General features: G+C 63.0%; 1 protein-coding gene. It reads left to right on the top strand.

What is annotated here, in order from left to right; all coding sequences use genetic code 11:
• Positions 1-219, top strand: a 219-nt coding sequence (locus tag F2P46_RS39560; protein WP_208296986.1) for a transposase, incomplete at both ends; no start/stop codon positions are given.

Here is a 219-nt window from a genome sequence, read left to right as displayed (position 1 = left end):
TGGTTTCGCCTGCAACACCAAGCTCCTTGCGATGGCCGAGCCGACCAGACTTCGCGCCATCGACCGGTGGGTGGCTGCGCAATCGCAGGACCTGGTGCCCAATGCGGTGCGTCTGTTCGATGAATTTTCTTACAAGGCGCGCTCGTGGCCGAAGGCCTGGCGCGTGCTGCTCAAGGCCGAGGTCATGGCGCTTGGCGAGAACACGCGCTTCATCGTGAC

This window comes from Massilia sp. CCM 8734 (genome assembly GCF_011682155.1).
Lineage (GTDB): Bacteria > Pseudomonadota > Gammaproteobacteria > Burkholderiales > Burkholderiaceae_D > Telluria_A > Telluria_A rubra.
This window is presented reverse-complemented; position numbering and strand designations above follow the sequence as displayed.